Annotated in this window: 26 protein-coding genes and 1 pseudogene; 14 read left to right on the top strand and 13 right to left on the bottom strand. The window is 61.5% G+C overall.

Translation table 11 applies throughout. From position 1 onward, the window contains the following. The 3 genes from AC0L2P_RS30800 to AC0L2P_RS30790 form a co-directional block, all read right to left on the bottom strand. On the bottom strand, positions 1-902 hold a 902-nt coding region (locus tag AC0L2P_RS30800; RefSeq protein ID WP_473506893.1), incomplete at its 3' end, for an integrase. Then, positions 895-1,308: a type II toxin-antitoxin system VapC family toxin gene (locus AC0L2P_RS30795; protein ID WP_473506891.1), complete on the bottom strand. Its 414-nt coding sequence runs from the start codon at positions 1,306-1,308 to the stop codon at positions 895-897. The genes AC0L2P_RS30800 and AC0L2P_RS30795, both read right to left, overlap by 8 nt. Next, positions 1,308-1,550, bottom strand: a complete 243-nt coding sequence (locus AC0L2P_RS30790; RefSeq protein WP_473506889.1) for a type II toxin-antitoxin system Phd/YefM family antitoxin — start codon at positions 1,548-1,550, stop codon at positions 1,308-1,310. Before AC0L2P_RS30790 ends, AC0L2P_RS30795 begins: the two co-directional genes overlap by 1 nt. 1,162 nt (positions 1,551-2,712) lie before the next feature. Between AC0L2P_RS30790 and AC0L2P_RS30785 the strand changes: the two genes are divergently transcribed. The 4 genes from AC0L2P_RS30785 to AC0L2P_RS30770 all read left to right on the top strand — a co-directional run bounded on the left by AC0L2P_RS30785 (position 2,713) and on the right by AC0L2P_RS30770 (position 3,845). Next, positions 2,713-2,928 (top strand): ribbon-helix-helix protein, CopG family, encoded by a 216-nt coding sequence (locus tag AC0L2P_RS30785; RefSeq protein ID WP_473506887.1) that lies wholly within the window; start codon positions 2,713-2,715, stop codon positions 2,926-2,928. After that, positions 2,922-3,287: a PIN domain-containing protein gene (locus AC0L2P_RS30780; RefSeq protein WP_473506885.1), complete on the top strand. Its 366-nt coding sequence runs from the start codon at positions 2,922-2,924 to the stop codon at positions 3,285-3,287. Before AC0L2P_RS30785 ends, AC0L2P_RS30780 begins: the two co-directional genes overlap by 7 nt. A gap of 102 nt (positions 3,288-3,389) precedes the next feature. Next, positions 3,390-3,530, top strand: coding sequence for a hypothetical protein (locus tag AC0L2P_RS30775; RefSeq protein ID WP_473506883.1), 141 nt, complete (start codon positions 3,390-3,392; stop codon positions 3,528-3,530). A 93-nt stretch (positions 3,531-3,623) separates the two neighbouring features. Further along, positions 3,624-3,845: a type II toxin-antitoxin system prevent-host-death family antitoxin gene (locus AC0L2P_RS30770; RefSeq protein WP_473506881.1), complete on the top strand. Its 222-nt coding sequence runs from the start codon at positions 3,624-3,626 to the stop codon at positions 3,843-3,845. Between the two features lie 114 nt (positions 3,846-3,959). Here AC0L2P_RS30770 and AC0L2P_RS30765 read toward each other — a convergent pair whose 3' ends face one another. Then, the gene (locus AC0L2P_RS30765; protein WP_473506879.1) at positions 3,960-4,640 is read right to left on the bottom strand and encodes a GntR family transcriptional regulator; all 681 of its coding nucleotides are present in this window, start codon (positions 4,638-4,640) and stop codon (positions 3,960-3,962) included. A gap of 232 nt (positions 4,641-4,872) precedes the next feature. Here AC0L2P_RS30765 and AC0L2P_RS30760 point away from each other — a divergent pair, with 232 nt between their 5' ends. The 9 genes from AC0L2P_RS30760 to AC0L2P_RS30720 all read left to right on the top strand — a co-directional run bounded on the left by AC0L2P_RS30760 (position 4,873) and on the right by AC0L2P_RS30720 (position 15,305). Beyond that, on the top strand, positions 4,873-6,000 hold the full coding sequence (locus AC0L2P_RS30760) for a sugar ABC transporter substrate-binding protein (protein WP_473506877.1): 1,128 nt from the start codon (positions 4,873-4,875) through the stop codon (positions 5,998-6,000). Between the two features lie 86 nt (positions 6,001-6,086). Continuing rightward, positions 6,087-7,622: a sugar ABC transporter ATP-binding protein gene (locus AC0L2P_RS30755; RefSeq protein WP_473506875.1), complete on the top strand. Its 1,536-nt coding sequence runs from the start codon at positions 6,087-6,089 to the stop codon at positions 7,620-7,622. Beyond that, on the top strand, positions 7,619-9,691 hold the full coding sequence (locus AC0L2P_RS30750; protein ID WP_473506873.1) for an ABC transporter permease: 2,073 nt from the start codon (positions 7,619-7,621) through the stop codon (positions 9,689-9,691). Before AC0L2P_RS30755 ends, AC0L2P_RS30750 begins: the two co-directional genes overlap by 4 nt. Positions 9,692-9,704: 13 nt before the next feature. Continuing rightward, entirely contained in the window at positions 9,705-10,511 is an 807-nt protein-coding gene (locus AC0L2P_RS30745) for an SDR family oxidoreductase (protein ID WP_352484663.1), read from the top strand. Between the two features lie 10 nt (positions 10,512-10,521). Next, the gene (locus tag AC0L2P_RS30740; RefSeq protein WP_473506871.1) at positions 10,522-11,469 is read left to right on the top strand and encodes a 3-hydroxyacyl-CoA dehydrogenase; all 948 of its coding nucleotides are present in this window, start codon (positions 10,522-10,524) and stop codon (positions 11,467-11,469) included. Continuing rightward, positions 11,466-12,428 (top strand): 3,5-dioxohexanoate:acetyl-CoA acetone transferase, encoded by a 963-nt coding sequence (kce, locus tag AC0L2P_RS30735; protein ID WP_473506869.1) that lies wholly within the window; start codon positions 11,466-11,468, stop codon positions 12,426-12,428. The genes AC0L2P_RS30740 and kce overlap by 4 nt, the downstream gene beginning before the upstream one ends. A 35-nt stretch (positions 12,429-12,463) precedes the next feature. Beyond that, on the top strand, positions 12,464-13,342 hold the full coding sequence (locus AC0L2P_RS30730) for an SMP-30/gluconolactonase/LRE family protein (RefSeq protein WP_473506867.1): 879 nt from the start codon (positions 12,464-12,466) through the stop codon (positions 13,340-13,342). Between the two features lie 291 nt (positions 13,343-13,633). After that, a complete protein-coding gene (locus AC0L2P_RS30725; protein WP_473506865.1) occupies positions 13,634-14,263 on the top strand; it encodes a DUF6088 family protein in 630 nt (209 codons plus the stop codon). Continuing rightward, positions 14,256-15,305 (top strand): nucleotidyl transferase AbiEii/AbiGii toxin family protein, encoded by a 1,050-nt coding sequence (locus tag AC0L2P_RS30720; RefSeq protein ID WP_473506864.1) that lies wholly within the window; start codon positions 14,256-14,258, stop codon positions 15,303-15,305. Before AC0L2P_RS30725 ends, AC0L2P_RS30720 begins: the two co-directional genes overlap by 8 nt. A 71-nt stretch (positions 15,306-15,376) precedes the next feature. Here the strand turns inward: AC0L2P_RS30720 and AC0L2P_RS30715 are convergent, their stop codons facing one another. From AC0L2P_RS30715 to AC0L2P_RS30690, 6 genes are all read right to left on the bottom strand, one after another. Further along, the gene (locus AC0L2P_RS30715; RefSeq protein ID WP_473506862.1) at positions 15,377-16,057 is read right to left on the bottom strand and encodes a hypothetical protein; all 681 of its coding nucleotides are present in this window, start codon (positions 16,055-16,057) and stop codon (positions 15,377-15,379) included. Positions 16,058-16,192: 135 nt separating this feature from the next. Then, entirely contained in the window at positions 16,193-18,226 is a 2,034-nt protein-coding gene (locus AC0L2P_RS30710) for a CHASE2 domain-containing protein (RefSeq protein WP_473506860.1), read from the bottom strand. Positions 18,227-18,241: 15 nt separating this feature from the next. Further along, positions 18,242-19,060 carry a FecR family protein gene (locus AC0L2P_RS30705; RefSeq protein ID WP_473506858.1) on the bottom strand — a complete coding sequence of 273 codons (819 nt, stop codon included), beginning with the start codon at positions 19,058-19,060 and terminating at the stop codon, positions 18,242-18,244. A gap of 11 nt (positions 19,061-19,071) precedes the next feature. Beyond that, entirely contained in the window at positions 19,072-20,346 is a 1,275-nt protein-coding gene (locus tag AC0L2P_RS30700; RefSeq protein ID WP_473506856.1) for a tetratricopeptide repeat protein, read from the bottom strand. A 494-nt stretch (positions 20,347-20,840) separates the two neighbouring features. Continuing rightward, the gene (locus AC0L2P_RS30695; protein WP_473506854.1) at positions 20,841-22,028 is read right to left on the bottom strand and encodes a magnesium transporter; all 1,188 of its coding nucleotides are present in this window, start codon (positions 22,026-22,028) and stop codon (positions 20,841-20,843) included. Positions 22,029-23,123: 1,095 nt separating this feature from the next. Further along, positions 23,124-23,372 carry a helix-turn-helix domain-containing protein gene (locus AC0L2P_RS30690; protein ID WP_031195030.1) on the bottom strand — a complete coding sequence of 83 codons (249 nt, stop codon included), beginning with the start codon at positions 23,370-23,372 and terminating at the stop codon, positions 23,124-23,126. 204 nt (positions 23,373-23,576) lie between these two features. Here AC0L2P_RS30690 and AC0L2P_RS30685 point away from each other — a divergent pair, with 204 nt between their 5' ends. Next, positions 23,577-24,278, top strand: coding sequence for a hypothetical protein (locus tag AC0L2P_RS30685; RefSeq protein ID WP_473506852.1), 702 nt, complete (start codon positions 23,577-23,579; stop codon positions 24,276-24,278). A 72-nt stretch (positions 24,279-24,350) separates the two neighbouring features. Here the strand turns inward: AC0L2P_RS30685 and AC0L2P_RS30680 are convergent, their stop codons facing one another. From AC0L2P_RS30680 to AC0L2P_RS30670, 3 genes and pseudogenes are all read right to left on the bottom strand, one after another. After that, the gene (locus AC0L2P_RS30680; protein ID WP_473506894.1) at positions 24,351-24,734 is read right to left on the bottom strand and encodes a LysR substrate-binding domain-containing protein; all 384 of its coding nucleotides are present in this window, start codon (positions 24,732-24,734) and stop codon (positions 24,351-24,353) included. A gap of 370 nt (positions 24,735-25,104) precedes the next feature. Then, positions 25,105-25,242: pseudogene (locus tag AC0L2P_RS30675) on the bottom strand (LysR family transcriptional regulator); the annotation flags it as partial. 443 nt (positions 25,243-25,685) lie between these two features. Further along, the coding region (locus AC0L2P_RS30670; protein ID WP_473506850.1) for a M10 family metallopeptidase C-terminal domain-containing protein at positions 25,686-26,191 on the bottom strand (506 nt) is incomplete at its 5' end.

The following is a 26,191-nucleotide window of genomic DNA, read 5'->3' as shown; positions in this document are numbered from 1 at the left end:
ACGGCGCCCTCCGATATTTCGGCACGCTCCAGCCACGCTCGCAGCACCGTCACCGGCCGGCCAACCAGCAGCACGAAAGCGTCGCTGTCGGCCTGTGTCGTCTTGGTCCGGCCGAGCCGGATCGACAGGCATGGCAGTTTGTCTCCGTCAGGAGCTTTGGGATCGGCTGGCACCGGGTCTTCTTCGATGATCTGCTCGATCCTGAGCGAGGCAATCTCGCTGCGGCGGCGGCCGCCGGAGGCAAAGGCGGTGATGAGAAGCGCGCGGTCGCGGAGGTCGACGAGACGGTCACCAGCGCAGGCTTTCAGGAGGGCGGCCAAAATATCGGCGGTCACCGCCTTCTTGCTCTTGCGGCCGCGCGGGCGGGCGCTGGCCCGCACCGCCAACTTTATCGCGCTCTGCAGACCCGGTGCGTTGAACTTTCCATGCAAACCGCGCCATTTGGTCAAGGTCGACCAGCTCGATAGGCGCCGGCGCACGGTCGCCGGCGCATGTGGACCGTCACTGCGCAACAGTCCTTGGGATTTCAGCGTCGTCGCGACGTCGGCCGGCATGCCGTGCGCCGGATCGGTTTCGCGTTTCGCAAAATCCCACAGGTGATGCGCGACGAATTTGATCAGCAGCGCGTCGGGCGCCGGCCAGGGCAGCGGCTGTCCGGTCGCGGCAAAAGACCAGGCTTCGAGGTAGCCGAGGTCGGAGGCCAGTGCCCGCAGGGAATTCTCGCCAATGCCTTCTCTGGCGAGATGGCGCAACGTCTCCACCTCGTCGTCAGTCAAAAGCCCGGCAAGAAAATCGCGGCGGTCGAAGGGCAGCACGGAGTCGAGCGCGTCGAGGGCCTCGGCCCGCCGCGCAACGCTGGCGGACTTCGGTACGCCGAAGATTGGGGCCGCGGAGTCAGCCATTGGCGAAGGGCCCGAGGATCTCGACGCCTTCGGCCCGTGCCGCCGCGACCAGCTTGCGGTCCAACGTGGCAAGCGGAAGCGTTCGCTCCACGGCCAGCGACAGATAGGCGGCATCGTAGGCGCTCAGCGCGTGGCGTGATGCCAGCGCCAAAACAGATCCGTCACCGCCGGCTCCCGCATCCTCGAGCGGCAGGCGCCGCAAGCGGGCCATCGCCGCAATCGCGTCGCCCGGCACGATGCGGCCTTGGCGTTCAGCCATCAGGACGATGCTGCGCGCCTCGTGCCAGAACAGGGAGGGCACCGGGCACTGTGCCGTCAGTGCGCCAATCAACGCTTCGGCCGCCTCGCTGTGCTCCTCCGGCAGCAGCCAAGCGGCCGCAACGGACGCATCGAGCACGAAGACCATCAGTAGCGATGACCTTCATGCTTCCAGGCCAGGATCTCCTCGGTGGTGACGGGCTTGGCCCTGGCCCGCGCGGCGCGGACTTCCTCGATCAGGGCGCCCAGGTCGTTGTTCTTGGGGATTCGGCTCAGTTTGGCGATCGGATCGTTGCCGCGCGAAATAATGACCTCCTCGCCGGCTTCGACCTTGGCCAGCAGATCGGACAGGTGTGTCTTGGCCTCTCCGACCTTGACGGTGATGGTCATGGTTTTCTCCTGGGGCATGGGCGCTGTCGTCGAGCGGAGCGTGGAACAGCACGCCAATCGGCAATTTGGACGATGCTAGCGCGATTTTTGTATGTTGGTCAAGTCTTGGTCTTATTACTATCGATAAGAGGTCATTATCGATAGTGAAGGCACGTCCCGGGCAGACTCGACGTGAGTGAAGCGATCGGGAGAGCAGGCTGCGAAGCGCTGCATGGTAACGGCCTTCTGAAGCCTTTCAGGAGACGGGCCGGACGAGGCCAAGCTCCTCGAAGCTATCAGGTCGAGTCTCCCCCGAGGGCTACCAACCGCGAGGGGCCGCGAATTGGCTTAAGCCGCCGCGCTTGATCTCGTGAATCCAGTGTTCACCCTCGGGTGGCTTGAGACCAGCTTGGGCTCCATCGGACGAATGAACTTTAGCCGCCCCTTGCTACTCATTCGTTTACGCACGAAATCGAGTCTAGGCCCGATCGCACTGGCGAGTAGGGGAACGTACCATGACCATTTTATTAAATTAGCAATGATGCATAAACGGGCATATAATCCGCTCCAGCTGGGGGCGAACGCTCTCAGCTGATACGCCCAGCGGCCAAATCGTCCCCCAAATGCCGTCGCGCTATCCCAACAGGTTATGATGGGTGACGACGTGAGACGGGATAAGCACAATCCGCCAACTATGAAGGGCAAAACCCAGGGGTCGCCGGACAACGACGAGCCGGGACATTTGGAGTTCTGCCCAATTTGCGGCCAAACATTCGACAAGCGAAACCTTGTCGAGGTGCTGCATCATCACCTTCCCGAGCATGAACCGTTCGCGACGGATAGGTGACGGAGGTCGTAGCCGCAAAGGCGGCGATCGTGAAAGACAAGGCAGACGGTTCTAATCACAGCTTTGCGATCGTTCGCATCGAGACGGGCGAGGTTCTGCTACACGCTCGGATCAAATTCGAAATTGAGATGGCGCACTAGAGGTGAGCAGGCCTCAAAAAAAATGCGCACGAGCGAGCGCGTACCCGGCCAAGATGCTTCGTGATCGATGGCGGCGTCAGCTTCGTCCTGTTCCTCAAACAGAGACTGCCTTCGAGACATGCTCCCGAGACGATCTTTTCCCTACCGCTGTAGTCGTAGCACATGATATGTATAGGGTATATCATGGGAGTGTGCGATGCGAGCCCTTATCGACATGAACGATGCCCAGGTTGAAGCCCTCGACCGGCTTGCCAAACGGGCGCGCCAATCCCGTGCGGCCCTGATCCGCACGGCAATAGAGGATTATCTCGACCGCCATCATCGCGAACAGGTCGAGGATGGCTTCGGCCTGTGGGGTAAGCGCAAGATTGATGGGCTGGCTTATCAGGAGAAGGTGCGCCGCGAATGGTAGGCGCGCTTTTCGACACCAATATCCTCATCGACCATCTGAACGCCGTCCCCCAGGCCCGCGAGGAAATCGAGCGCTTCGAAAGCCGTGCCGTCAGTATCATCACCTGGATGGAAGTGATGGTTGGCGCTGACCCCGATCTGGTCGAGCCGACCCGGCTTTTCCTCGAAGGGTTCAAAGTCATCGCTCTAGACGACGAGATTGCCAATCGTTCAGTAGCGCTGCGGCGAGCACATCGCATCAAGCTGCCCGACGCGGTGATCTGGGCTACGGCGCAGACCGCCGGACGCTTGCTTGTGACCCGCAATACCAAAGACTTTCCACCTGACGATCCGGGGATACGCGAACCATACATGCTGTAGCGAACGCGCGCCCCCGGCCAGTCGCTTCTTGCCGATGCTCAGACGGCCGTTCGACATGGTTCTGTCGGAGGCGCTGGATCGCACCATCGCGATGAGGAGGATATGGCAGGCGTCTTCAAGCGCCTGAGTTTCGCAGGCGTGACCATCGTCACCCTGTCCGGGGACCAGAAATTCGCCATGGTCGAAGGGCAGCACAGAATCGCGCGCGTCGAGGATGTCGGCCCGTCTCGCGACGATTTTTAGCATTCTGGGTCTTTGGAAGTTGCCTCGTTTCCATCAGGCGTGCGCCCGACACTTGCGGAAGCCCGTATATTCCCGAGTAAAGGAGTCTCGCCAATGACCATCACCGTCACCACCGGCACCATCTCGAAAATTTTCGGCGCCTATCAGGATGCCGCGGTCCGCAACCCGGTCATCATCACCAAGAACGGTCGCCCGCACACCGTGGTGCTGGCCTACGAGGATTTTGTCCGACTGTCGAAGCGCGACCGGCGGGTCGAGCTGACAGTGGAGCTCGGCGCGGACGAGATCGCCGCCGTCGAAGCCTCTGCAATGTAGTTGGAATCCATGCCATCCTGATCGCAGGGGGCAGACGGGCGGGCGCAATACGCTGATGGACATGTTCGTGCCTAGCGGCGGCTCGCCGCCGTACCGGCGCGCCTTCAAGGAACGTTACTTCAGCAGTTTGATCAGCACTGTGAAAGCCGCGTCGATGTCGGCGCGAACCGCAGCCCGGACCGCCTCCGCATCCCGATCTCGCAGCGCGGCAAACATCTGCTGATGGTGCTGGTTGGCGGTCGAATAGTTTCCAGAATCGTGCAGCATGTTGAAATAGGGGCTGATCTGCAGCCACAGGTTCTCGATGATGCTGAGCATGTTTTCCGAGCCCGCGGCCCGGTAGATGGAAAAGTGAAAGGCGTAATTGGCCCTGAGATAGGATTTGACGTCGCCGGCGGCATTGGCCTGCTCGAGTGCCTCCAGATGCTGGCTGAGCAGCATCACGCCGTGATCGTCAATGCGTTCGGCCGCCCATGCGGCGGCGATCGCCTCGATTTCGAACCTGACGTTCCTCAGATCGACAAGCCGCGCACGAGTTAGTGCCGGGATACCGATCGAGCGGCCAGAAACCACCATCAGGGCGTTGGCGGCGCTCAGACGACGCAGTGCCTCGCGAACCGGCATCGGGCTGACGCCGAAAGCGTCGGCGAGACTCTGCACCGTCACCATTTCACCTGGAACGATGCTGCCGTCGAGGATCAACTCGGTAACGTGCCGGTAAACCCTGTCCTGCAGGGTTTCCCTGGACAACGGCGTGATCTCGACGCCCGGCTTCCTGAATGCCGCCCCAGCCATTTCTGCCAACCTTCCCCATACGGGTGACGCTCTTGTCTACCCGGCGGCTGTGCCGGGAATGCAAGGTTCGGATTGCCGCGTCAAGCGCCCGCGTGTCCGGCTTTTATCTACGTCAGACATTTCATCATTGATCTTTGATCAAATCATGATACGGTCGGCCGCATCGAATGACAAGGAGTACGTTTCGTGCCCTTGGGAGGCATTCGGTCGTCTGAACTGGGAGGAGTTTCGAATGGGTATCGGATCGAAAGCCCGGCGGCTCGCGCTGCTTGCCGGCATGGCTGTTTGCGCGTTTGGCATGTCCGCCGCCGAAGCGGCCGGAAAGCACAAGATATTTCTCAGCATGAGCTTCATCGGCAATGATTGGCAGGCCGAGGCCGCCAATATGGTCAAGGCGATGGCCTCGCATAAGAGCATGGCCGACAAGGTGGACCTTCAGGTCCAGGTGGCGGGACCGAACGCACAGCGCCAGATTCAGCAGATCAATGCGATGGTGCAGGCAGGCGCCGAAGCCATCGTGATCTTCCCGATCTCGCCGACCGCGCTCAACCAGGTGGTGAAGAACGCCTGCGACAAGGGAGTAAAGGTGTTTGCCTACGATGCCGAGATCACGGAGCCCTGCGCCTACAACGTCCATATCGACCAGGAGGAGGCCGGCCGCGTGACGGCGGAGTGGCTGGTCAAGAAGCTTAATGGAAAGGGTAACATCATCGCGGTGACCGGCGTTCCCGGCACCTCGGTCGATGATCTGCGCACCAAGGCCGCGAAGCAGGTGTTTGCCAAGCATCCCGACATCAAGATCGTCGGCGAGGCTGTCGGCATGTGGAGCCAGGCGGTGGCGCGTACCGAACTTTCCAAGATATTGGCGACGCGCAGCTGGGAGGACATAAACGGGCTGTGGATGCAGGTCGGCTGCTTCACCGCCAATTCCATGCAGCTCGAGGCCGGCAAGAAGAGCAGCGAACTCCTGCCTTGCGCCGGCGAGGGCTCCAATGGCGGGCGCATCCAGATGCTGCCGGAGGGCACAGAGGTCGAGGGCGCGACGTCTCCCTATGCGCCGCTCGGCGCATCGCGCATCTCCTACGCCTCGCCGCCCTATTCCGGAGCGCTGGCGCTTAAGCTTGCGGTGGAGGCGCTTGAAGGCAAGGAGGTCGCCAAGAAGACGATCCTGCCACTGCCGGTCGTCACCAACGAGACGGTAAAGCTTTGCGACGAGGGCACCTGGGCGGAGATGAAGGCTGGTTGCAACGCGTTCAAACCGTCGCTGGTCTCGAACCCAGGCTGGTTCGCCTCGATCTTCTCCGACCAGACACCCGAAATCGGTCTCGCAGCCGCCCTCGTAGGCCAGCCCGAGCCGTAGGCTCTCCGAAGTGGCGGGCGGGGTGCTTTCGAAGCGGCCCACGCACCCTTCATACAGGCCAGCACTGGGATCATACTGGGATCATAATGTCAGCGCATTCGACAGCTGTCGGCATTGAGGGCGTCCGCAAGGCGTTTGGCGCAACAGTCGCCCTCGATGGCGTGTCCTTCGAGATCGCTTCCGGCGGCGTGCATGCCTTGCTCGGCGAGAACGGTGCGGGCAAGTCGACGCTCGTCAAACTGCTGTCGGGGCTGATGCGGCCCGACGAAGGGCGAATCACGGTTTTGGGCGAACCGGCGCCCCTCGGTTCGCCGCGGGCCGCGCACGCCAGAGGCGTACAGACAGCTTTCCAGGAAATGACGCTGATACGCGATCTCAGCGTTCTCGATAACATGTTGCTGCCTTACGCGCCGATCGGCCCGATCGGCCTGATAAGGCGCTCGAGCGCGCGCAAGGCAGTGCGCAAGCACATTTCCGATCTGGGGTTTACGGTCGATCTCGATACCGAGGTAGCGACGCTCGATCTCGCCGTCCGCCAGAAGATCGAAATTGCGCGCGCGCTCTATCGCAAGCCGCGCATCCTGCTGCTCGACGAGCCGACTTCGACGCTGTCGGGTGGCGACGTCGAGTGGCTGGGCGCCATCATCGCGCAGTTGAAGGCGACCGGTACCACGGTCGTGTTCATCACCCATCGCCTGCGCGAGGTGCGGGCTTTCTGCGACACGCTGACCATTCTCAGGAACGGCCGCCACATCATGACCGCTCCGGTCGCCGATGTTTCGGATGGTGAGGTGATCGAAAAGATCATCGGCCGCAGCATCGCCCAGACCTTCCCGCCGAAACCTGAAAGCGAGGCCGCCTTTGGTCCGCCGGTGCTCGGGGTGCGCGATCTCAAAGCCGGGAGGAAGCTCGACGGCGTCGGTTTCGACCTGCGCAAGGGCGAGATCCTCGGCATTGCCGGATTGCAGGGCATGGGTCAGCTCGACCTCTTCCTCGCCTGTTTCGGTATGGCCGAGATCGAGCGCGGGCACATCCTGGTCGATGGGCGAAAGGTGTGGCTCGGCTCGCCCGCCGATGCGCTCAAGCCCAATATGGCAATCGGGCTGGTGCCGGAGGACCGCAAGACCGAAGGCCTGTTTCTGAAGCTCTCGGGCCGGCAGAATGCATCGCTGCCGGTCGTCGCACGCTTCACCCGGTTTGGCCTGATCAGAACAGACGAGGAGGCAAAGGCCGTACAATCCGCCTTCTCGACCGTGGAGGTCGACCCCAGTGCCTTGTGGACGAGGGCAGGGGCCTTCTCGGGCGGCAACCAGCAAAAGATAGCCATTGCCAAATGGCTCGTCGCCGAAAGCCGGATCCTGCTGCTTTTCGATCCGACCCGGGGCATTGACGTGGGCACCAAGCACGAACTCTACGTGATGATGCGGGACTATGTGGCGGCCGGCGGCTCGATCCTCCTGCACTCAACCGAAATTCCCGAACTAGTCCATCAATGCGACCGGGTGCTCATCCTCTATGATGGCCATCTGGTGGCAGAGCTTGCCGGCGGCGAGATCACGGAAGGCGCGATCATGCGGCCGGCGCTTGGACATGGCGAGTTGGTCCGGGAGGCGGCGCAATGAGTGTGACGAGCTTGGCCGCCGCGGCACCGACCGCGACATTGTCGCGGCTGCTCGCGCGGCATCGCGGCGCGATCATCGCGGCAATCGTCTTTGCGGTGCTCCTGCTGATCGTCGATCTGGTCAGTGCCGGCCGGCTCACTTACTTCGACATCTCGTTCCTGTCGAGCGGCGGCGCCACCTCGGCACTGGCCGCGATCGGGCAGACCCTGGTCATCCTGTCCGGCGGTTTCGACCTGTCCGCCGGCGCGGTGATCTCGCTGGTCAATGTCGTCCTGGCAAACGGCATGGATCCGATGGCGACCGGCACGAGTGTCGCGCTGTGGACTTTGGCCGGAATTGGGGTCGGCATGCTGGTCGGCGCCTTCAACGGCTTCTTCATCGCCGTCCTGCGCATGCAGCCTATCGTCGTCACGCTGTCGACCATGTTCATCCTGCAGGGAGTAACGCTGCTGGTCATGGACAAGCCCGGCGGCTTCGTCTCGCCCGATCTTGGCGCCTTTTATCTCGGTGATGCCGTGGCAGGCTGGATACCGATGCCGCTGGTGGTCATCGGCATCGTCCTGCTCGGCTGGTTCTGGCTCAAAGGCACGCGCTTCGGGACAGCGCTTTACGCGGTCGGCAGCGACCCGGATGCCGCCGCCTCGGTCGGCGTGCGCGTCGTTCTTGTGCGCTTCCTGGTCTATGTCATCGCCGGTGGCTGCTATGGGCTTGCAGGCGTTTTCATCAGCGCCCAGACCGGCAGCGGCGATCCGCTCGTCGGCAACCCGCTATTGCTGTCGATGTTCGCGGCAGTCGTCGTCGGCGGTACAAGGCTGGGCGGCGGTCAAGGCGGGCCGGTCGGCACCGTCTTTGGCGCTTACATCCTGATGATGGTCGTCAACATCCTGCTCGTGCTCAACGTCTCGGCCTATTATTCGACGGTCGCCGAGGGCACGTTCCTGATCCTTGCCGTGTTAGCCGGCTCGCTGTCGCACGGCTCCGTGCTTGCCCGCCAACTGCGTGCGCTGCGGGCGCGGCTGGCCGCGTGGCGCGCCGGAATGCTGCCCTCGCAGATCAATCGCACTGACAAGCGACTGCGAATCGCGCGAGGCGGTGCGGGCGACCAGCAGCCACCGCAGCCGGCCTTCCATGTCCGCAACGCCGAGACGCTGCGCTATGCGCTGCCGGCCTATATCTGTCTTGCCATCGTCGTCATCGTCACCCAGATCTGGCTCGGACGCGCCATCATCAATTTCACCTACTGGAATTCGCTGTTCGTGCTGTCGAGCTTTCTCGCGATCCTGGCGCTTGGGCAGGGCAGCGTGATTCTCACCGGCGGGCTCGACCTGTCGGTGCCGTGGACGATCGGCCTCTCAGGAATCCTGCTTGCCGGCATGGTCAACGGATCCGACGCTGCACTTGCCTATGCGCTACCGGCGGTGCTGGTCGTCGCTTGCCTGATCGGTCTCGCCAACGGCATCGGCATCGTCTTTCTCGGCATCTCGCCGATCGTTATGACGCTGGCCACCAACGGCATTCTGCAAGGTTTCGCTTTGCTCTACTCGCAAGGCACGCCGGCCGGCTTCTCCTCGCCCATGCTGCGCTGGTTCATGACCGGCAAGGTATTGGCCATCACGCCGGTGGTGCTGTTCATGATCGCATTCGTCGTCTTTGCCGTACTGCTGCTTGGCCGCACCGCTTTCGGCCGCCGCGTCTACGGCATCGGCAACAGCCTGCGCGCAGCCCAGCTCTCCGGCATCGCGGTCGGTCGCACGCTCATCCTCGTCTATGTGCTGTCGGCGCTCTGCGCGGGGCTCGTCGGCATCATGCTGACCGGCTTTTCCGGCCAGGCCAGCCTCGGCATGGGTGACGACTATCTGCTGCCCTCCATCGCAGTCGTCGTGGTCGGCGGTGCGCTGATCACCGGCGGGCGCGGCCACTATCTCGGCATGCTGGGCGGGGTGCTGCTCCTGACTGCATTGCAGATGCTGCTCGCCGGCACGACGCTGCCTTACGCGACGCGGGCCATCCTGTTCGGGCTGGTGGTGCTCGGCGCCGTCATGGCGCTGCGCGAAAGGCGGATTCAGTGAAAGGGATGGAACAATGAGCTCAAGCGCACCGGCATCGGCGGACGAATTCCTGACCGGGCTCAAAGGCCAGCGCGTGCTGGTCACGGCGGGCGCCGGGGGCATCGGCTTCGCCATTGCAGAGACGCTGTCGCGGCTCGGCGCGCGTGTCGTGATCTGCGATATTTCCGACGAGGCGCTGGCCGCCGCTCCAGAGAGGATTACGCTCGCCGCCGCAGTCAAAGCCGACGTTTCGCGCGACGACGATGTCGACCGGCTGTTCGAGACTGTCAAGGAAAAGCTCGGCGGGCTCGACGCCCTGATCAACAATGCCGGCATTGCCGGGCCGACCGGCGGGGTCGATGAGATCGACCCGGCAGACTGGCGGCGTTGCATAGATATCTGCCTGACCGGCCAGTTCCTGTGCGCGCGGCGTGCCGTGCCGCTGATCAAGGCGGCGGGCGGCGGCTCGATCGTCTCGATGTCTTCGGCCGCCGGCCGCCATGGCTACGCGTTCCGCACGCCCTATTCGGCTGCCAAGTTCGGCGTTGTCGGCCTGACCCAGAGTCTTGCCAAGGAACTCGGACCGCATGGGATCAGGGTCAACGCCATTTTGCCCGGCATCATCGAAGGGCCGCGCATCGACAAGGTCATTGCCGACCGGGCAAAGCAATTAGGCGTTTCAAACGAAGAGATGACACAACGCTATCTGCAGAACATCTCGCTGCGCCGCATGACCAGCCCATACGATGTCGCGGCGATGGTGGCCTTCCTGCTTTCCGATGCCGGCGTCAACATTTCCGGCCAGTCGCTTGGCGTCGACGGCAACGTCGAGACACTCTGAGGGGGCGATCATGGCGAATGTAGCAATTGTCGGAAGCGGTTTCATCGGGCGAGCGTGGGCGATTAGCTTCGCTCGTGCCGGGCATGATGTGCGCATGTGGGACCAGGCGCCGGCCGCGACCAGCGGTGCGCGCGACTATATCGCCGGCGTGCTCGGCGATCTCGCCGCCAACGATTTGCTGCGGGGACAGGCGGTCGATGCCGTGCTTGGCCGAATCACCATTGTGGCGGAGCTTGGCGAGGCCCTGGCCGATGCCGTCCACGTCCAGGAGAACACACCGGAAAACCTCGAGGTGAAGCGTAACGTGTTCTCCCGGATCGACGTCCTTGCCGGTCCGCAGGCGGTGATCGCCAGTTCCACCTCGGCGCTGTTGCCGTCGAAATTCAGCGATCACCTTCAGGGGCGCCATCGCTGCCTCGTCGTGCACCCGATCAATCCGCCCTATCTCATCCCGGCAGCGGAAGTCGTACCCGCGCCATGGACCTCCGCCGAAACGGTGGAAAGGACCCGCGCATTTCTTGTCGAGGCGGGCCACGCGCCGCTGGTGATGAAGCGCGAACTCGACGGCTTCATCATGAACCGCTTGCAAGGTGCGCTGTTGGAGGAGGCGTTCCGGCTCGTCGCCGACGGCTATGCCAGCGTCGAGGACGTCGATACGGGCCTGCGCGAGGGGCTGGCGCTGCGCTGGTCGTTCATGGGTCCGTTCGAAACGATAGACCTCAACGCGCCCGGTGGTGTGCGCGACTATGTAGAGCGCTACCAGACGATCTATTCCAACATCTTCCCGCAGATGCTGCGCCGCGTCGACTGGGCCGGCGAGGTCATGGAAACGGTCGAGGCCGAGCGCCGCAAGCGCCTGCCGCGGGAAGAACTAGGCGAACGGCAGGTCTGGCGCGACCGCCGGCTGATGGCGCTGGCGGCGCATAAGAAAAAATCGGATCAGGAGTTTGGACGATGACGGAAACAAGCCGCAAGCCCGGCGCCCAGCCGGCCAAGGGCAAGGTCATCATCACCTGTGCGGTGACGGGAGCAATTCACACGCCGACCATGTCGCCCTATCTGCCGATCACGCCGGACCAGATCGCCTCGGAGGCAATCGCGGCGGCGGAGGCTGGTGCGGCGATCCTGCATCTGCATGCCCGCGACCCTGAGACCGGCAAGCCCGACCAGACCCCGGAGGCGTTCGCGCGTTTCCTGCCGCGCGTCAAGCAAGGCACCCATGCCGCCATCAACATCACCACCGGCGGCAGTCCCTACATGAAGGTGGAGGAGCGTGTGCGCCCCGCCGCCCAGTTCAAGCCGGAAGTCGCCTCGCTCAACATGGGATCGATCAATTTCGGGCTCTATCACCTCGTCGACAAATACGAAACATTCAAGTTCGATTGGGAAAGGCCGCATCTGGAAGCGACGCGTGACCTGGTCTTCCGTAACTCGTTCAAGGACATCGAGTACATACTGGAGACCTGTTACGACAACGGCACGCGCTTCGAGTTCGAGTGCTACGACATCGCCCATCTCTATAACCTCGCCCATTTCGCCGATCGCGGGCTGGTGAAACCACCGTTCTTCGTACAGTCCGTGTTCGGCCTGCTCGGCGGCATCGGTACACACCCCGAAGACGTCGCCCATATGAAGCGCACCGCCGATCGCCTGTTCGGCGATCAGTACCGCTGGTCGGTGCTGGGCGCCGGTGCCAGCCAGTTGCGCATTGCCGCGCAATCGGCAGCGCTTGGCGGCAATATTCGGGTTGGGCTCGAAGACAGTCTGTGGGCCGGTAGGGGCAAGCTTGCCAAATCGAATGCCGAGCAGGTGGTGCTTGCCCGCAAGATCATCGAAGGACTGGGCATGGAAGTGGCGACGCCCGACGAGGCCCGCGCAATCCTGTCATTGAAGGGCGGCGACCAGGTCGCGTTCTGACCGGTTTCTGCAAGGTTCGAACAGAGGAGGACGGCATGAAAATCGAAGTCGTGGTGGACGTGAAGACCACGCTGGGCGAGGGACCGCTGTGGGATGTCGAACAGGAGCGCCTCTACTGGATCGACAGTTCCGACGGGCGCGTGTTTCGGGCGACCGCCGACGGCCGCGAGATCCGTTGCTGGGACGTGCCGATGAAGATCGGTTCGATGGCATTGCGCAAGGACGGCGGTGGCGCGGTAGTGTCGCTGCAGCGCGGTTTCCATCTGCTTGATTTCGCCACCGGCGAGGTGACGCCGATCCACGATCCAGAACCGGACCGGCCGATGAACCGGCTCAATGACGGCAAGGTCGATCGGCGCGGCCGCTTCTTCGCCGGCTCTATGGACACGATGGAAGAGGGACCCTCCGGCGGGCTCTACCGGCTCGATCCCGATTTCTCCGTCACCAGAATAGATTCCGGCATCATCTGCTCGAACGGCCCGTGCTGGAGCCCCGACGACCGCACCTTCTATTTCGCCGACACCTGGACCGGCGAGATCTGGGCCTACGACTACGATATCGAAACCGGTGCCGCGACCAACCGGCGCACTTTCACGCGCGTCGACACCAGCCGGGGAGGGGCGGCCGACGGCTCAACTGTCGATGCGGAAGGATTCCTGTGGAACGCGCTGGTCTATGACGGCAGGCTGGTGCGTTACGCGCCCGACGGCAGCGTCGACCGCATCATTGACATGCCCGTCAAGAAGATCACCAGCGCCATGTTCGGCGGGCCGAAGCTCGACACCCTGTACGTCACGTCGATGGCCAAGCCGCCGCTGCCGCGCTTTCCAGGCGACGGTGTCTTGCGCGGCAGCCTTTTTGCCATCACCGGCCTCGGTGTAACGGGAGTTCCGGAGCCACGATTTGCCGCGTGAAGCTCGGCATCGAGCAGTCGCTTTGTGGCGATCGTAATCCGGCAGCTTTCCGCAACACTCAGTGTCTAGCAGGCCATCCGACGGGCCTGACCGGCCGGCATGGTCCTCGCGGCCGAATTCGTTTCAACAGGCTCGCCCGGACAAGCCCTCTCCGGGTGCCCCGTCGCTGCGGCCCGCGCCAACTGGGTCAGCGGCGCTTGGTTGGGTTCTCTCGCCCAATTGAGAAAGCTGGCGCGAGGCCTATTTGTCGGTGCCTTGAATGTCAGTAAAAGATGCGCTATTTTCTGACGCATGAAGACGGTCGTCTCCTCAGTTCCTGATCGGATTTTGAGGCGTGCCCGCGGGAGCGGGCGCGGGAGCGTTTTCACGCCCAGCGATTTTCTTGATCTGGCGGGACGGTCAGCGATCGATCAGGCGCTCTCTCGCCTCATCAAAAGAGGTAGGTTGCGGCGTCTCGCCCGCGGACTTTACGATTTCCCTAAACTGCATCCAAAACTTGGGGCGCTTTCCCCGTCGCCCGATGATGTTGCCCAGGCGCTGGCCAGGGAGACGGGCTCTCATGTGCAGGTCGCCGGCACCCATGCTGCCAATGCGCTTGGTCTGACCAGCCAAGTTCCCGCCCGAACCTCATATCTCACGGATGGTCCATCCCGTCGCGTGGTGCTCGGAAGGCGTGTTATCCACCTACGCCATGCGTCGCCCAAACACCTGATAGCACCGGGGAGTGCTGCGGGAACAGTCGTTCAGGCGTTGCGGCATCTCGGGCCGTCACGGGCCGCCGATGTCGTTCAGATCGCGTCCCGCCAACTATCCCTGAGTGACAAGAAGAGACTCGTCTCGACCGCCATGCAGGCGCCGGCCTGGATGCGTCCGATACTACGCGCCATTGGCGACTCACCATCGGATGCGGCTCATGGATAGATTCGCGCGCCAAGCCGCGTCGGATAGGTCTGCCTTCTTTGGAGAATCCGGTGCGCGGCGCGGCATCGCGAGTATCGTTATCGAGAAGGACTTCTGGGTCTGCTGGACCTTGAAGCGACTTTTTGAACTCAAGATAGACGATGCACCTACCCTAGTCTTTAAGGGCGGAACTTCTCTCTCCAAGGCCTACGGTGCTATCAATCGCTTCTCTGAAGACATCGACCTCTCCATCGACCGCGCCAATCTGGGATATGAGGGCGATCGAGATCCAGAAAGGCAAGGGATCAGCAAGAAGCAATCGGGCAAGCTCATTGATGACCTCATGGCTGATGTTGAAAAACACATCGCCAGCAAACTTCGGCCGGCCCTCAATGAGGCAATTGCCAGGCAATTGGGTGATCCAGCCCAAGGCAAATGGTCATTGGAGATCGATGTCCACGATTCACAGACCATGAACTTTTACTATCCTGCCGCACTTGCCAGTCCAGACTATCAAGGCGTCGCCTACATTACGCCGCGAGTTAAGCTCGAGTTCGGGGCTCGAGGCGATCCTTGGCCAACCGAGCAGAAGACCATTCGGGCCTATTCGGCTGACGACTTTCCCGATTTCTTCGAGGATCCGGCTTGCATCGTCACGGTCCTTTCGGCAGGTAGAACCTTTTGGGAGAAAGTTACCGCGCTCCACGCCGAAGCGCACCGCCCGGATGGCTCCCCCACACCTCAGTACTTTTCACGCCATTATTATGACGTGGCAATGCTGCTTGACACGGCAGAGGGGCGGGCGGCAGCTATTGACTTCGACATGTTGGAACAGGTCGCGAAACACAAGGCCGTGTACTTTAGATCCGGCTGGGCAAGTTACGACACCGCTCGTCCAGGCACATTGGACTTAATGCCGGCAGCGCACCGTGTGAAGGACCTGCGCGCCGACTACCGAGCAATGCAGGCGATGATGTTCGATGAGAAGCCTTATACATTTGACGAAGTCCTTGCCCGAATCGAGGCGCTGCAGGCAGCCACCAATGCAGCCGCGTATGGATGACTTCGTCCACTGACTCCCGCAAATCGTTCGATGGAGCGGGATTGGAGTCGTAGGTTCCCGTCCATCTTTGATTAGCCATGTGGCGCGCCTGCCAACTCATTCCCGGCAGCTGCAAGAACGCGTTCGGGGTCCGAGGCGAGCACATCTTGCGGACGTTTGCCGTCAAGGAAGCTATTGATCGATGCAAACCAATAGGCGAGCCCCCAGGCATCCTTTTTCCCGCGAAACACGCTCAAAACCTTAGCGAGCGGTTTAGCGGGTCGATATCCAGCTGCAATATCCAGAGCGTAGCCAGGAAAATAGTCTACGCCCCGATGCCGAACTGCGAAGATCCGGCCATCTTTTTTCCACTTGTTTGGCTGCGCACGTGGGTTGCTCGTGCTGAACCCTGCCATTGTCGCAACTTGAGGAGCGGTCAGCCAATCGCCGCTTTCCAATACTTCTCTTCTCGCCTCGGCCGCCATCCGCGCTTCTACGAGAATGTGTTGCGGAGGCGGTACGTGAGGGACCATGGCCTCGATTATCGTGCTTATGGCTTCGCGCTGGCGACTCATCAGGATCGTACGGGCCAGAGGAGCAATGCTGACGAGCGTGTCCGCGAGGCCGCGCACAGCAGGTTCACTCCCATGCTCGACCGTTACTGCTATGACCAGCTCCGCAGTTAGGCGATAAAGTCGGTCACCAACCTCCTTCGGCCTTCCGGTGAGGACGCCAAATCCCGACAGTTCAATAGTCTGATGGGTAGGTGCCATGATGTCCCGCTCGTGGGGTGATGAGCATGGCTACATATGTAGCACAACAACCAGTATCACAGCTGCGGGGCCTCCCGAAACGGGTAGTCAGGTCACGATACCGGCCGGCCGCCCCCTGCGGTCCGCTGGATCCGATCAGGTTCGGGGCGCAAGATGAGGCGGAGCCATTTCCGGCGACACCGGCGAACCGTCCTGCGTGGCTGGGGCGCCAGATTGCTCACCATGTTGGCGCCTATCTTCCCGGCCCATACGCTGGTGAGTGGCTTGCATCTCCGGAATGGTGAAAACCGGCACCTCGCCTTTGAAGCCCTGGAGCTCAAAGGCACCCGCTTGGACGACCGGCATCGATGCTCCTGCCGCAAAGCCGGGACCAAGCACCAGGGGGATTCTTAGCTTCTTGGTCGTCGATTCGAGCCGTGCCGTGCGGTTCACCGGCGAGCCGATCGCGGTGTAATCGAAGCGCCGTTCGGAGCCGAAATTGCCTACCGAGCAGATACCGGTCTCGATGGCGACGCCGATTGCGATGGAGTGATGGCCGTCGGCGGTGAAAGCGGCGTCTTCGCGCTTTACCCGTTCGATCAGGGCAAGCCCCGCGTCGAGCGCGCGCTCGCGATGATCCGGCTGATCAAGCGGCGCGTTCCAGAAGGCGAGCACCGCATCGCCCATGAACTTGTCGATGGTGCCGTCGCGCTTGAGAATCTCATCGGTCGCAATGCCGAGGAAGTGATTGACCACCTTTGCGATTTCCTGGGTATCGAGTTGTTCGCTCATCGTCGTGAAGCCGCGTATGTCGCTGAGCATGATTGTGATCTCGCGCTTCTCGCCGGACAGGATCGCTTCAGTATCCGAGCTTGCGAGGCGCTGCACCACGGAAGGCGACAGGTATTGAGAGAACTGCCGTGCCAGGGTGGACCGGCGCTGCTCGCTGCGCCTGTAGAGGGCATAGCCTTCGAAGCCGGCTACCAGGATCGTCGCAAGCGCCGGCTGCAGCGGGTCATAGAGTTCACCCTGAATGCTGTATTCGAGAGCGCCGAACACGAACGGCGTGACGGCCAGCAGCGCCAGAGCGAGGGCACCAAGCACGACACGCCCGGCGAGCACTCCGGAAAGCCCGATGAAAATGACGGCAGTGAGGACAAACCAGAGCCGCTCCACCGTACGGGCGTGCGTTGGCTCTGCAAGGTAGCGCCCGGCAAGCAACTGGCCAATTGCATCGGCGTGGATGTCTGCGCCTGGTCGTGCCGGACGCGTCGGGGTGGGCAGGTACTGCGTCAGTCCCACAGCCGACAGATCGACAATGGCGATGGCGTCCCGCAGCCGCGGATCGCCATGGCCCGCAAGGATAGTGCTGGCAGATATGCGCGGCGTATCGGTGGCGGTTTCCCAGAGGCGGATGCTCCCCTCCGGCTCGAGCGGCACAATGGCGCCGGCCATCCTGAGTGCGTCAAACCCGGCGGCGTTCATGCGGGCTATGTAGCCGTCCTGCCCGGCATAAAGGCGCAGGAGCTCGAGTGCGAAGGACGGCCACAGCTGCACGCCTTGAGCGGTGTTGCGAAGCCACAGCAGCGGCACATGGCGCAGTTCGCCGTCGGGATCGGGCAAGGTGCGAATGACGCCGAGGCCCGCGGCGGCGTTCGAAAATTCGGCAAGCGAACCGGTCAGGCCGGTGAAGCCGGGAAGTGTGTCGGGTACCTGCCCGACGATCGACCAGCCGGCTTTGGGCTCTGTTTCTGAAACCGTGGCCTCGTTGCCCAGGCTGACGGCGAGCGCCGTTCGGTTTTTCGCCAGCGCCGTTGCCAGGCGCTTGTCTCCGGCGATGCCCTCGGGCGAGGTGTCGGCCTCTGGCAGTACCAGCGCAAGCCCGATCACCGCGGCGCCGGATTCGGTGATACCATCGACCAGATCGGCCAAGAGGCCACGGTTCCAAGGCCATCGCCCATGTGCCTTGAGGCTGGCGTCGTCTATCGAGACGATCACGACGGGATTGTTCGTCGCCGGGCGGGGGGCGAGAAACTGGTAGAAGTCGTAGGTGCGTTCACGCAGGCGCGACAGCGGCCCGTCGAAAGCCGAATGGCAAGCAAGCAGCAAGAGCACGACCAAAAGACCGGAAATTTTGCGCCTGGCAGCTTGCCGCCAATCAGCCCAGCGCCAACCGGCCAAGAGCCTCATGTCGCGCTGCCGAGCCTAATTGCAATAGTAGGAGCAGCCCTCGCCATCGCCCTCGCCATCGCCATGATCCTCCACGCCGCCGCCCACAGGTGGCGTCGAGTTGTCGGGGAAGTCCATGACCACTCCTGGCAATGCGCCGTCGGTGGAATCGCAGACTTTAAGCGAGCCGCCGAGTGCCGACGCACAAAGCGCGCTTACGTCCAATCCGGGACCCGGTGCCCCTGGCACGCCGGTGCCGGCTATCCGGTCGATGCTGTCCAATATCGGGAAGGTGTCGATTCCGCCGTAGCCGGTCAGCAGCTTGCCATCTTCCGATGTGCAGGCGAAGCCCGGGTTTGTGATGACCAGCCGCTTGCCATTTATCGTGCAGGTCATGCGGCCGGCGCGCAGTATGCCGACGGTCTGGCCGGCTGCCACCAGCACTTCAATAATGCCGCCTCTGGCCCCGAGCACCATATGCGGCGTCGCAACCTGCATGACGCCGCCTTTTGAGACCTGTCCGCCGTAGAAACGGGCCAGCCCGCTGTTCATCCCGATGTCGATCTTTCCCGATCCGGATCCCGGATTGTAGACGAATTCATCGATCTTCAGGCTGGTGTTCGGACCAATCTTGGCGCTCGATTCGTCCCGGAACGTCAGCATTCCAAGACCAGTGGGATTGCTGCGCAGTTGGTCGCCGAGTTCGACGCCGGCGCCGACGTTCATTGTCTCGCCGTCGTTGCGCACGATATTGGTCTGATAGGCCGTCATCGACCCGACCGTTTCAGCGGCAGACGGTGCCGCAAAGGCAAGGCAGGCGAGAACAATGGCGATCTGACGATACAGGGTCCTCATCGCGGCCTCCTTCAGTTGAGCGTCAACGTGTAGCTCATAAGCATTTCGAACGATTTTCGGTCGCTGTTGGCGATGTCGAAGTTGGTTTCGCGATAGGCGAGATCGACGCTGACCTTCTGCGATTCCGTCAACTGAAAATCGCTTTCCGAGGCAATGCGCCAGAAGTCCCTCTTGATATTTGTGCCGATGCCGACGGACAGATCGGGCGTGTTGCTGTGGCCGGCCGAGAAGGCGACCTGGTGCGACCATGCGAAAAGATCCGGTACGTTCATCAACAGGCCGCCATAGCGGACCTCGCCCGTGTAGCTGCGGCCGATTTCGCCTTCTCCGGAGGCGAAGTCATTCGAGCCGACAAAGCGCAATCCGAGCGCCTGGCCATTGCGGAAGCGGTAGCTGCCGCCTGCCTCGTAGAAAACCCTGCTATCGGCGAAAATGCCTTGCGAGGCACTTAGATCGATGTAGCCGCCACCAGCGAAAAGCGTCGTCTCGACCGTTGGGCGCACCAGGAAGCGCCCGCTGACGCCGAAGCCGGTTTCCTGGATATCGCTGTCGAAGCGATCTGTGACGGTAAACGCGGAAAGCAGCAGGCGCAGCGAGTCGATCCCACTGTTGGGGAGGCCCTTGTCCCAGGTGATCGCGGCGTTGCCGTGGATGAAAGTCTCCTTGCTACCCGGAACCGACAGGTCTTCCGTGAAAAAACGCTCTGTCGCCGTCAACGACCCCGAAAGGACGAGGGCGTCGGCACTTGGCGTGCCGAGGTCCCACCGGACAAAGCCTTCCGCCCGCCCATAGGGGGAGACGAAGCTGTCGTCGTCCTGCGCCCCACCCGGCTCAAAATCGGTGAATGCGCTGAACACGCCGCCGGTCAGAGCGAGTTCCCAGGTGACGCCACGCAGCGCGCGCTCGATGCGGGCAAGCAGGCGAACAGCTTCCTGCTGTTCACTTGCCGACAGGCCGCCGACTTCGATGCCGTACTGCACCTGCCGCCGGGCCAATTCATAGGAGCCGACATGATAGTACAATCGGCTGGCCGCCAGCCGGGCGCGCGCATCGCGAGGATATTTGATCAGATACTGCTCGATTGAGGAGATCGCCTGATCGTACTGCCCGGCGTTGACGGCAACCGTGACGAACTGGGCCAGCGTTCCGTTGTCGCCCGGATTGGCGATGCGGGCTGAAAAAGCATTGTCATAGGCCGAAAAAAGACCCTGCGCGCCGGCCGGCGATACGGCGGTATAAAGCAGCCCCGCGGCGCAGCCGACGATCGTTCGAAACGAAGATTGCATGCCGAGAACCACCCCAAACCCGACCAGTGCGAAGGACTTAGCACGACTACAAGAAAAAAGGCGACTGAACTTTGACGAAATCGTCCGAGTTTTCAACAGCTGTTGCAACCGCGCAACAAATTATCGGGCTTATTCGTGCTTCGGATACGCCGGTTGGCCAAATATCTTCTCAGCGTTGCTGTACGCGATTGAAGTATTCGGCACCATTGCCAACTAAATCAAATCATCAGAATGGCGCATCGCGCAGCCGACAAGATTAATATTGTTTGCACGATTCTGCGCGTATCTGGTCGCCGCCTGATGCATCAAGCTCTCACATATGGCTCATCCAAAGGTCTTCCGTCGCGTTGCGCAAGCCGTCGGAAAGCTGCGGGGCAATGCTTCTCGCGCCGGCCCGCGCGATTGCGGCCTGGCCCTTGTTATTTCGGTGCGCGCCGACGAGGTCAGCTTATGGGAACCCCATCTCACCAGGGGCGCGTCGCCGACGCCCCCAACTACAACACGAGCATTGTGGCCAGCCCCAGCATCAGGCCCATGCCTACGATATCGGTGACGGTGGTAAGGAAAATCGCCGAAGCTACGGCCGGATCGGCGCCGACCCGCCGCAGGCCCAGCGGGATCAGCACGCCTGAGATTCCGGACATGAGGCACGATCCGGACATTGCGAGCAGGATCACAAGTGCCAGCATGGGCGCCTGGGCCGCCGACTCCGGCTGCCGCGAGGCGTAGAACCACATCGCCGCAGCCGCCACAAGACCGACCAGCACGCCGTTGGCGATCCCGAGCGCGCCCTCCCTCATCACCAGGTGCAGCTTCGGTCGTTTGTCCACATCTCCCAGGGCAAGGCCACGCAGCGTCATAGCCAATGCCTGGCAGCCGGTGTTTCCGCTCTGCCCGGCCAAGACCGGGAGGAACGCCGCCAGGGCGACGATCTTCTCGATCGTGCCTGTGAACGAGCTGACCACGAAAGCGGCCATGAAGGCCGTCAGCAGGTTCAGCTGCAGCCACGGATGACGCTTCATGAAGGCTGAAATCAGCGGCGTAAAAGAACGCTCCTCCTTCTGGACACCCACCATCTGGCCAGACTGGGCGGAAATCTCGATGATTTGCTGCTCGAACAGCCGCCATCCGCGAACCTGCCCGAGCAGCCGGTTCTCCGCGTCTACCACCGGATAGACAGGGTAGTGACGGCGTACCGCCGCCTTGCACGCGTTGCTCAAAGAGAGATCGACGTTAAGGGCGAACGGCCTGGGCAGCATGATCTGATCGACCATCGCGTCAGGTTCGCTCAGCATCAGATCGCGCAGGACCACCAGGCCAACCAACTTGTTGCCCCCCTCCGTGACATAGAGATAAGTGAGTTCGGTCGGCACCTGGGTGCGTCTGACGGACTCCACTGCGGCCGCTACCGTCGTCCCGACAGGAACGCTGGCGGGAATCGGGTCCATCACTTCGACGAGCGACTCGGGGATCACGAAATCCTTGCCATCGCCATGAGGCTTAATAGGCCGCATATGGGGTGGCAAATGCTCGGCCACCTTACGGGCGTGCCCGTCCGGCAACAGCTTTAGTGTGTCGCGGATGAACTCGGGAGACTCGCGGGCAAGCAATTCAGCTGCGTCATCGGGTGCTCGAGCACGCAGCGTGCGCACCAACTTCTCAATGTCGTTGTCTTTCTTCATCTGTGCCCCCAAGTGATAATGTCTTGCCTCTGACGGTATGACACGGATCGGATCGCTCTGTCTGGCGCTCAGTGGCCCAAGCGCCTTGATCCGGGGATCTTCCCCTTCTCCAGGCGCCGCGTAGACCTTACCCAGACAAATCTGAGCCATTGGGGGTGCATATAGGCGGGCTGTAACCTCTGCGTGTCGCCGAGAATTCAACGTGTTGCAAACATCACCGGTCTTTTCATGGGCTCTGCGAGCACGCCGCAACCAATGAAACTGAACCCGGAAACTCCCCAGGGGCAGGGCCTCCGTCGGCCATCTCAATCTGGTGGCGCTCGTCGATTTCAGTCACGCTTACATCGAGTCCGCGGCCTGTACTTCCGCGAGCAGCTGCGGGCCATTACGCCATTGGCAGGGCACCGGCATGTTCATGGTTTCTTCGGGCGCCCGCAGGGTCTCCATCGAAACCTATCTCCCGCAGGAGGATGTAGCGCTAGGTATGGGCCATCTGCACTTACCCTCAGATGGGCGATATCGATCGCGATGACATCTTCTGCGAGTTGGTTTTCTTGCCGGGGACCGTCCTCAGATTGAAATCGGACCACGGTATCGCAATGAGCAGCCCGACAGCTTGGCCAGGGCAAGGAACCCCATCGCCTTGAACAATTGTGCCGAGCGCGGAGCGGCCGAGTAAGTCCGGAATCTGCCGCCGTGGGTCTTCCAATTTTCGGCCAGAAATGCCGAAACTTGTCAGCAGCGAGCCGCTCCGCATTAGCAAGAGATCGGATCCTGATGCGTCGTAAGCGCTCAGACCCTGCTGGTCACGATATGATGACCGGCATTTGGGTTTGCGGTCGAGCGCGGGGCAGAGGGCGGAAACTTGCCGGCAACTACCAGCCAGACCCTAGGCTGATTTCTGCTCTCTACAATCGCTTTGCCTGCTCGCCAATTCGGCTTGAAGTCACGGCATGCTCCTGCATTTTCGAGTGAGGGCGATCGATCTGTAACAATGACAATCTTAACTTGACCTGCGGGGTACACCACGCAACCATCATCCAAGACACCAGGCCGGAGATTGATGAACGCAGCCTTTTCCGCGTTTGCTGCAAGTCATTTGCTTTCAAGGGGACGTGCCAGCCGAACGCCAGGGCCGCCGCCATTTTCGGGAATGAATTCGACGCCACCGGCCTCCAAGGCACGCTTCAGTGCTTCGATCGTCACCTGGTTAGCCTTCAACATGCCCGCGAGTGGCTCAAGCCGTTTAATGGTCGCGACTGACACTTTTGACTTCGCAGCGAGGGCTTTTTGATCCCATTGCAAAAGTGCGCGGGCTGCTCGCAACTGCTCACTTGTTATCATATTATACCTAACGCATCATTTGATGCCAAAAGTCTTGACAATGCCGACGGTTTCGTTTAAGACCGTAGAGTGGATACTGCGCTCGTTCAGCCCCAAACAATACTCGACCGGTGGCAGGAGGAGCCCGTGTGAAACGGCCGAATAAGGTGGTGCAACACCTTACCCGGCCTGACCACAACCCTAAGCTTCTGAGGAGCTCGGATCATGACTGATTCCGACAATATCACGAGTCTGCCATTCGTCACGCGCAGGCGAGTGCTTGCGGGAACAGTGATGGCCACTACCGCGTGGACGCTTGAAAGCAACGCGTCCGCAGGCCACGCCGGCAGGAACAATGTGTCTTCTGACCCAGCGCTGGCGCTTCGGCGGGAATGGCAGAAAGCCCATAAATTGACCGATCGGCTTTGCCGCAGGCAGCAGCGCCTGGAGAGCAAGCTTGTCGAATGTGTCGGCTTTCCTTGTGTTGACGTCCGCCTGCCCGATGGCGAGGAATTGACACTCTATTCGATCGAGGCACTCAGTCAGGTGCTCGGCAACGGGCAGAATACCGCTGCTAGCCGAGAGAAGGCCGAAACTGAGTTTGCTGCGCATCAGGCACGCTGGGATGCGGCTGCCGAGAAAATCGGTTACATTGCTGCGCTCAGAGCCGAACGCGAGGCTAGCGAGCGGACGAAGGATCTTCTGGAAGCGTTCTCAACCGTCCCCGCTACGACTCTCGCCGGCGTAGCGGGGAAGCTCGATGCCGTGTTGCGCGAGGGCGAAGCCTGGGAGGAATGCCCCGAATTTCCTTGGCCGCAAATCCGCTCGGCGCTCAATGATCTGCTACGCATGGCCGAAGGTGCCCAACGGGTGCAGCGCCGAAGGATTCGCCACGACCAAGCTGAAACTGTCCGCCCTTCCCGATAACCTCCGGTCAAGATCACCGTCGAACTGACCGGCACTGACTCATCTGTTCGGGTCATGCCGGTCGGATGACTGTCAGGACGAATACCGATCACGCAGGAAAGAGATGAAGGTCGGCAGGGCAGGATTGGCGTTGTCGGGGCGCCAACGGGCTAAACTGGAGATCTGGATTGGTTTGCCCCCGATCCGCAGCTTACGACAGACCGCATCCGGAGGAACACTGTCGGCATCTCGGTCGTGGATCAGAGCGACGCCAAGCCCGTTTCCGACAAGGCGCAAAAGGATGCCCGCACTGACGTGATGTTCGACGATTGGAGGAAGCTGCACCCCGCGTCCAACAGCGTCGGCGAGCTGAAATGCTTCGCCCCTGCGCACCAGTAACGTTTCCTGGTGCAACTCGTGCCACTCGATCACGGAACGGCTTGCGAGAGAATGATTTGAGGCAAGAACGACAGCCAGAGTGTCTTTCTTTCCACAGCGTCAATTCGAACGCGCCGCCGATAAATCGTGACGAGGAGGTCACGACCACGTCGACCTGGGTGGCACCCAGAGCAGCCTCAGGCGAAGGGTAAGGACTCTCTGTCAAGCTGACGGTCACATTGGGATGAGATTGCCCGAACTCGATGATTGCATCAAGGGCTCGCCCGGCGAGGATGATCCCATTGGAGCCGATGGAAAGCTTTTGTTGGTCATCTCTGGTGCCGGACCTGGCCAGAGCGAGCGTGTTATCGAGCTCGAGCAGCACGGAGCGCAGACGCTCCAGGAAGCGCTCGCCGGCCGGGGTTGGGCCGACGCCGCGGGCATGGCGATGAAATATCCTCGTACCCATCGCGTATTCCAGATCGCGGATGCGCCGGCTGAGCGCGGAGTGATCGATCCCCGTGCGTTGCGAGGCGCGAAGAAAGCTGCCCTCCTCGGCGACCACAAGTGCATAATTGAGGGTCGCAAGTTGGATGGAGCTCCGCATCTCTGCTCAAAGTCAAGTTGGCGACAGAGCGCGTTTGAGCGCTTTTGGCCGCTGCGGGCTATCGCCAAATCTCAGTGTTGACAATGAGTGAGACCGTCCGGGCCTCTTTTTTACAGGATCACGAGGGGCAAGAACGCCAGTAGGCGTGCAGCAAGACTTCCCGCGATAATCGGGACATGCTGTGACGGAATGCTTGGGTTCCCGTCGTGGAGAGGGCTCGCATAAAGCGATGAGCCGAACTCGTTTGGCAGGCTATACTCGCTGCGACAATCCTGGGACAAAACTCACCAGACGATACCACTCCGTTTACGGGCGAGGCTTAAGCCCGTCGCGCTAGTCTAGCCCCAAGAGGAAAGCACCAACCAGGCCGGTCACTTCGTTGGGAAAATCCCAAAGTAGAAGGGCGGACCGGCTCGATGAGAAGGTCCGCCGCTCGGGGTCTTTCAGATTACAAGAAACGAACCTGCCGTAAGCGACAGACCTGGAGAGAGGGCGGCGAACTGTATTTGAGCTGCGCCACCGATCCCGTCGCTGTCGAAAGAGAGCGCCCCGGTTGAGCTGTTGTAGATAATATGGTCGGAGCTATCATGTGCGGCCGTGCCAGCAAAGAAAGCATCGGATGAAAGGCCACCCAGCTTAAGCCCGGCAAAAACCGCGTCGTCGAGCTGGATCTTGTCCTGGAGCTTGTTGAAGTCGGTGATCCTGTCGATATTGCCGGCTCCAAGTGCGCTGTTGAACACAAAAGCATCATTGCCTCCGTTACCGGTCAAGATGTCGGCACCTCGTCCGCCGTTGACAACATTGGCGCCGGCATTGCCCTGGATGGTCTGGGCGAACTCGTTGCCGGTGAGGTTGATTGCCGTCGTGCTGGACGGGTTCGTGGTCGCGAGAAACTGGATGGACGAGCCGGCCGCAAGAGCATGGCTCACCGAAGCGAGCACCTTGTCGG

Source organism: Mesorhizobium sp. WSM4836, from assembly GCF_055811815.1.
This window is presented reverse-complemented; position numbering and strand designations above follow the sequence as displayed.